Origin of the sequence: Streptomyces morookaense (genome assembly GCF_013030945.1) — a bacterium.
Classification (GTDB): domain Bacteria; phylum Actinomycetota; class Actinomycetes; order Streptomycetales; family Streptomycetaceae; genus Streptomyces; species Streptomyces morookaensis.
Genome location: NZ_JABBXF010000149.1, coordinates 1 through 5,456 on the forward strand (window position 1 = coordinate 1; position 5,456 = coordinate 5,456).

Consider the following 5,456-nt stretch of genomic DNA (forward strand, 5'->3'; position numbering starts at 1 on the left):
CACGGCCCGCAGCCCCGCGGAGCGCTCAGCCGTTACGCGGCCCCGGGAACACCGATGTGCGCGGCTCCGGCACCGGGACCGAGCGGGCCGCCGGTACCACGGGGACCGTGGGCGGCTCCGCCGTGCGCACCGTCGTCTCGGCCGGGGCCTCCGTCGTGGTCTGCCCGTTCGCCCGGCGCGCTCCGTAACGGCGGTGCACCGCCTGCTTGGTGACGCCCAGTGCCGAACCCACCGCGTCCCACGAGAAGCCCAGCGAGCGGTCGAAGTCCACCGCGGCCGTCACCAGCGTCTCGACGCTGTCCCGCAGCTCCTGCGCCAGGCGCACGGTCGGCGCGGGGGCCCGGCCGTAGACGACGAAGCCCGCCGAGGGGCCCGTCCTGCGGGGGCGGTAGACGTTGCCGAGCTGGGCGGTGAGGGTGCGCAGGGCGTCCACCTGGCGGCGCACCCTCTCGATGTCCCGGACCAGGAGATGCAGGCTGGCCCGTGCCTGGGCGTCGTGGGTTGCGTGGTCGGGCATGAACAAGCCTCTCGGACCGGCGATGAAAGTGACGTATACGGACGGGAGTTGACGCCCCTTGGCGGGCAAGGGCAGCAGGCCCATGGCTGCGGCCCGCTCCGGTCAATCTCTCTTGACCCAACGCGCCACGGCCCGCCGGGTCACGGTATGGGGGCGCACGTACTCCGGAATGGGGCGCGCATCCACCCGCACGCCCCCTGGGGCCCGGCCACCTCTAGACTGGTGCGCCGTTCCACCCGGCGCTCGAGGAGAGGTAGTTCGCCACCCATGAGGCTCGTCTTCGCAGGCACCCCCGAGGTCGCCGTCCCCGCCCTCGACGCCCTGATCGCCTCCGAGCGCCACGAGGTCGTCGCCGTCGTCACCCGCCCCGACGCCCCGGCCGGCCGCGGCCGCCGGCTGGTCGCCAGCCCCGTCGCCGAGCGCGCGGAGGAGGCCGGCATCGAGGTCCTCAAGCCCGCCCGGCCGCGCGACGAGGACTTCCTCGCCCGGCTGCGCGAGATCGGCCCCGACTGCTGCCCCGTCGTCGCCTACGGCGCCCTGCTGCCGAAGCCAGCCCTGGAGATTCCCGCGCACGGCTGGGTCAACCTGCACTTCTCGCTGCTGCCCGCCTGGCGCGGTGCCGCCCCTGTGCAGCACGCGATCCTGGCCGGCGACGAGGTCACCGGCGCCTCCACCTTCCTCATCGAGGAGGGGCTGGACTCCGGCCCCGTCTTCGGCGTGCTCACCGAGCAGGTCCGCCCCACCGACACCAGCGGCGACCTGCTGACCCGGCTCGCCTTCGCCGGCGCCGGGCTGCTGTCCGCCACCATGGACGGCATCGAGGACGGCAGCCTCAAGGCCGTGCCGCAGCCGGCCGAGGGGATCTCCCTCGCCCCCAAGATCAGCGTGGCGGACGCCCGGATCGACTGGGCCGCCCCCGCCCTCCGGGTCGACCGCGTGGTGCGCGGCTGCGCCCCGGCCCCCGGCGCCTGGACGACCTTCCGCGGCGAGCGCCTGAAGGTCATGTCGGCGGCGCTCACCACCGACCGCACGGACCTGGCCCCGGGCGCGATCGCCGCCGCCAAGAACTCCGTGCACATCGGCACGGGTTCGCACGCGGTGGAGCTGCTGTGGGTCCAGCCGCAGGGCAAGAAGCCGATGAAGGCCGCCGACTGGGCCCGCGGCGTGCGCATCGCCGCAGGCGAGCGGCTCGGGGCCGATCAGCCCGCGTAGTCTGGAGCCGTCGCCTTCCCCAGCTCCGGAGCACCTTTCGTGAACGACCACGCGCCTCGCCGTCAGCAGAGCCGACCCGCGAAACCCCACCGTCGTCCCAAGAAGGACCCGGTGCGGATCCTCGCCTTCGAGGCGCTGCGGGCGGTGGACGAGCGGGACGCGTACGCGAACCTCGTGCTGCCGCCGCTGCTGCGCAGGGCCCGTGAGAAGGACGGCTTCGAGGCGCGCGACGCCGCGCTGGCCACCGAGCTGGTCTACGGCACGCTCCGCCGCCAGGGGACGTACGACGCGATCATCGCGTCCTGCGTCGACCGGCCGCTGCGCGAGGTCGATCCGCCGGTGCTGGACGTGCTGAGCCTGGGCGCCCACCAGCTGCTCGGCACCCGGATCCCGCCGCACGCCGCGGTGTCCGCCACCGTGGAGCTGGCCCGCTGCGTGCTCGGCGACGGGCGGGCCAAGTTCGTCAACGCCGTGCTGCGCAAGATCACCGCTCATGACCTGGACGGCTGGCTGGAGCGCGTCGCCCCGCCGTACGAGGACGACCCCGAGGAGCACCTCGCCGTCGTGCACTCCCACCCGCGCTGGGTCGTCTCCGCGCTGTGGGACGCGCTCGGCGGCAGCCGGGCCGGGATCGAGGACCTGCTGGAGGCGGACAACGAGCGGCCCGAGGTGACCCTCGTCGCCCGCCCCGGGCGGTCCACCACGGACGAGCTCCTGGCGGTGCTCGGCGAGGACTCCGGGCTGCCCGGCCGCTGGTCCCCGTACGCGGTCCGGCTGGCCGAGGGCGGCGAGCCGGGGGCACTGGAGGCCGTGCGCGAGGGGCGGGCGGGCGTCCAGGACGAGGGCAGCCAGCTGGTGGCGCTCGCGCTGGCCGATGCGCCGCTGGACGGGCCGGACCGGCGCTGGCTGGACGGCTGCGCCGGGCCCGGCGGCAAGGCGGCGCTGCTCGGGGCGCTCGCGGCCGAGCGCGGTGCCGCGCTGCTGGCCTCGGAGAAGCAGCCGCACCGGGCGCGCCTCGTGGAGCGCGCGCTGGCCGGCAACCCGGGTCCGTACCAGGTCATCGCCGCCGACGGGACACGCCCGCCGTGGCGGGAGGGCGTCTTCGACCGGGTGCTCATGGACGTTCCGTGCAGCGGGCTCGGCGCCCTGCGGCGCCGTCCCGAGGCGCGCTGGCGGCGCCGGCCGGAGGACCTGGAGGGGTTCGCCCCGCTGCAGCGGAGTCTGCTGCGGCAGGCGCTTCAGGCGGTGCGGGTCGGGGGCGTCGTGGGCTACGCGACGTGCTCGCCGCACCTGGCCGAGACGCGGGCCGTCGTCGACGACGTACTGAAGGGGCGGGGCGGGCCCGCCCCGGCCGCGGAGTGGATCGATGCGCGGCCGCTGATGAGGGGGGTGCCGGGGCTGGGCGACGGCCCGGACGTGCAGTTGTGGCCGCATCTGCATGGCACGGACGCGATGTACTTGGCGCTGCTGCGCCGTACCGGTTGATACCTGCGCCCCGCGGGCGCGACCAGGCGCCCCTCACGGGGCGCCCCGCGGCACCGCACAGCGCAGCGTCATGGCAGGCTTGGGGCATGGCCGTGCAGATCAACCCCAGCATCCTTTCCGCGGACTTCGCCCGCCTCGCCGACGAGGCGCAGGCCGTGAAGGGCGCCGACTGGCTCCATGTCGACGTCATGGACAACCACTTCGTCCCCAACCTGACGCTCGGTGTGCCGATCGTCGAGTCGCTGCGCAAGGCCACCGACATCCCGCTCGACTGCCACCTCATGATCGAGGACCCCGACCGCTGGGCGCCGCAGTACGCCGAGGCGGGCGCGGGATCGGTCACGTTCCACGCCGAGGCCGCGGCCGCGCCGGTCCGGCTGGCGCGGGAGATCCGGCACCAGGGCGCGCGCGCCTCCATGGCGCTCAAGCCCGCGACGCCGATCGAGCCGTTCGAGGACCTGCTGCCCGAGCTGGACATGCTGCTGATCATGACGGTCGAGCCCGGCTTCGGCGGCCAGGCGTTCCTGGACATCATGCTGCCCAAGATCCGCCGCACCCGGGAGCTGATCTCGCGGCACGGCCTGCAGCTGTGGCTGCAGGTCGACGGCGGCGTCTCGGCCACCACCATCGAGCGCTGCGCCGAGGCGGGCGCGGACGTCTTCGTCGCCGGCTCCGCCGTCTACGGTATGGAGGACCCCGCGGCGGCCGTACGCGGCCTGCGCGCACAGGCGGAGAAGGCGACCGCCGCCGCGCCCTGGGCCTGCGGGCACTGAACCGCAGCCGGCGCTCGCCCGAATTGCTGAGCGCCGAGGTCGGGGCCTGATCAAGGACCGTCGTTTCTGACAGGATGACGTCGGGTCCGGCATTCGGGTCCATCAAGTCCTGGCAGAAGTCTGCAAAGTAGTGAGGAGACCGCGGTGTCGACGGGCCGTTCAGCATCGCCCATGGGGCCCGCCGAGCTGGTGCAGGCGGCGGCGATGGCCCGCCGCTTCTACCTCGAGGGCAAGTCGAAGATCCAGATCGCCGAGGAGTTCGGCGTCAGCCGCTTCAAGGTGGCCCGGGTGCTGGAGACGGCGCTCGAGCGCGATCTGGTGCGGATCGAGATCCGGGTGCCGGCCGAGCTGGACGCGGAGCGTTCCGACGCACTGCGCGCCCGCTACGGCCTGCGGCACGCGGTCGTCGTCGAGTCCCCGGCCGACGCGGCCGACGATGCGCCCGATCCCGAGAACCTCGGTGAGGTGGCCGCGGACCTGCTCGGCGAGCTGGTGCACGAGGGAGATGTGCTCGGCCTGGCCTGGGGCCGCTCCACGATCCACATGGCCGCGGCCCTGCACCGGCTGCCGCCGTGCACGGTCGTCCAGCTGACCGGCGTCTACGACGCGGGCACCGCCGAGCGCGGCTCGGTCGAGGCCGTGCGCCGGGCGGCCCAGGTTTCCGGCGGCGAGGCGCACCCGATCTACGCGCCGATGCTGCTGCCCGACCCGGCCACCGCGGCCGCGCTGCGCGGCCAGACCGGCATCGCCCGGGCCTTCGACTACTTCGACAAGGTCACCGTCGCCGCGGTGTCCATCGGCTCGTGGGCCCCGGGCATCTCGACCGTCTACGACATGCTCACCGAGGACGAGCGCGCGCACTACGCCTCGCTGGGCGCCGCTGCCGAGATGTCCGCGCACCTCTTCGACGCCGAGGGCCGCCGCATCGGCCGTGACCTGGGGGAGCGCTGCATCACCGTCGAGGCGGACCGGCTGCGCCGCATCCCGGAGGTGGTGGCCATCGCGGGCGGGCTGCGCAAGGCGGCGGCGATCGGTTCGGTGCTCCGCTCCGGCCTGGTCACCAGCCTGGTCACCGACACCGCGGCGGCGGACCACCTGCTGCACGAGACGGGCCCGGGCCCCCGCCCGGCCCTGGACCGGGCCGACCCGGACGGCTCGTAGGCCCGCAGGCCGCGAACCTCGGCACCGGCCCCACGGCGAAGCCCTCCGGTTTCGCCGTGGGGATTTTTTGCGCCGTCATCCCCCGTCCGAAGTGGGGCTGAATATCGGCCAGTTCGATCTCGACGCGTTTTTCCTGCCCCGCAATGCGCTCATTTCCGGTTCCCCCCACGGCAATTGGGCGGTGTCGGCGATGGGGATCCATCGGAAGTCCAACGATGCTCGAGCGCCCTACCGGCAAGATCTCGGGAAACACCGACCGACTGCACGCAAGGAGACGCGGAGTGTCCCGCCGCCTGTTCACCTCGGAG

At 74.2% G+C, this 5,456-nt stretch carries 5 protein-coding genes; 4 read left to right on the top strand and 1 reads right to left on the bottom strand.

Annotated elements, in window-relative coordinates; all coding sequences use genetic code 11:
- Positions 1-25: 25 nt before the first annotated feature.
- Positions 26-517: a hypothetical protein gene (locus HG542_RS33505; RefSeq protein ID WP_171088145.1), complete on the bottom strand. Its 492-nt coding sequence runs from the start codon at positions 515-517 to the stop codon at positions 26-28.
- A gap of 267 nt (positions 518-784) precedes the next feature.
- On the opposite strand from HG542_RS33505, the gene fmt reads away from it, so the two are divergent.
- The 4 genes from fmt (at position 785) to HG542_RS33525 (ending at position 5,148) form a co-directional block, all read left to right on the top strand.
- Positions 785-1,729 carry a methionyl-tRNA formyltransferase gene (gene fmt, locus HG542_RS33510; protein ID WP_171088146.1) on the top strand — a complete coding sequence of 315 codons (945 nt, stop codon included), beginning with the start codon at positions 785-787 and terminating at the stop codon, positions 1,727-1,729.
- 39 nt (positions 1,730-1,768) lie between these two features.
- The gene (locus tag HG542_RS33515; RefSeq protein WP_171088148.1) at positions 1,769-3,214 is read left to right on the top strand and encodes an RsmB/NOP family class I SAM-dependent RNA methyltransferase; all 1,446 of its coding nucleotides are present in this window, start codon (positions 1,769-1,771) and stop codon (positions 3,212-3,214) included.
- Between the two features lie 86 nt (positions 3,215-3,300).
- Positions 3,301-3,987 (top strand): ribulose-phosphate 3-epimerase, encoded by a 687-nt coding sequence (gene rpe / locus HG542_RS33520; RefSeq protein ID WP_171088150.1) that lies wholly within the window; start codon positions 3,301-3,303, stop codon positions 3,985-3,987.
- Between the two features lie 171 nt (positions 3,988-4,158).
- Positions 4,159-5,148, top strand: a complete 990-nt coding sequence (locus HG542_RS33525) for a sugar-binding transcriptional regulator (RefSeq protein WP_171088152.1) — start codon at positions 4,159-4,161, stop codon at positions 5,146-5,148.
- Positions 5,149-5,456 lie beyond the last annotated feature (308 nt).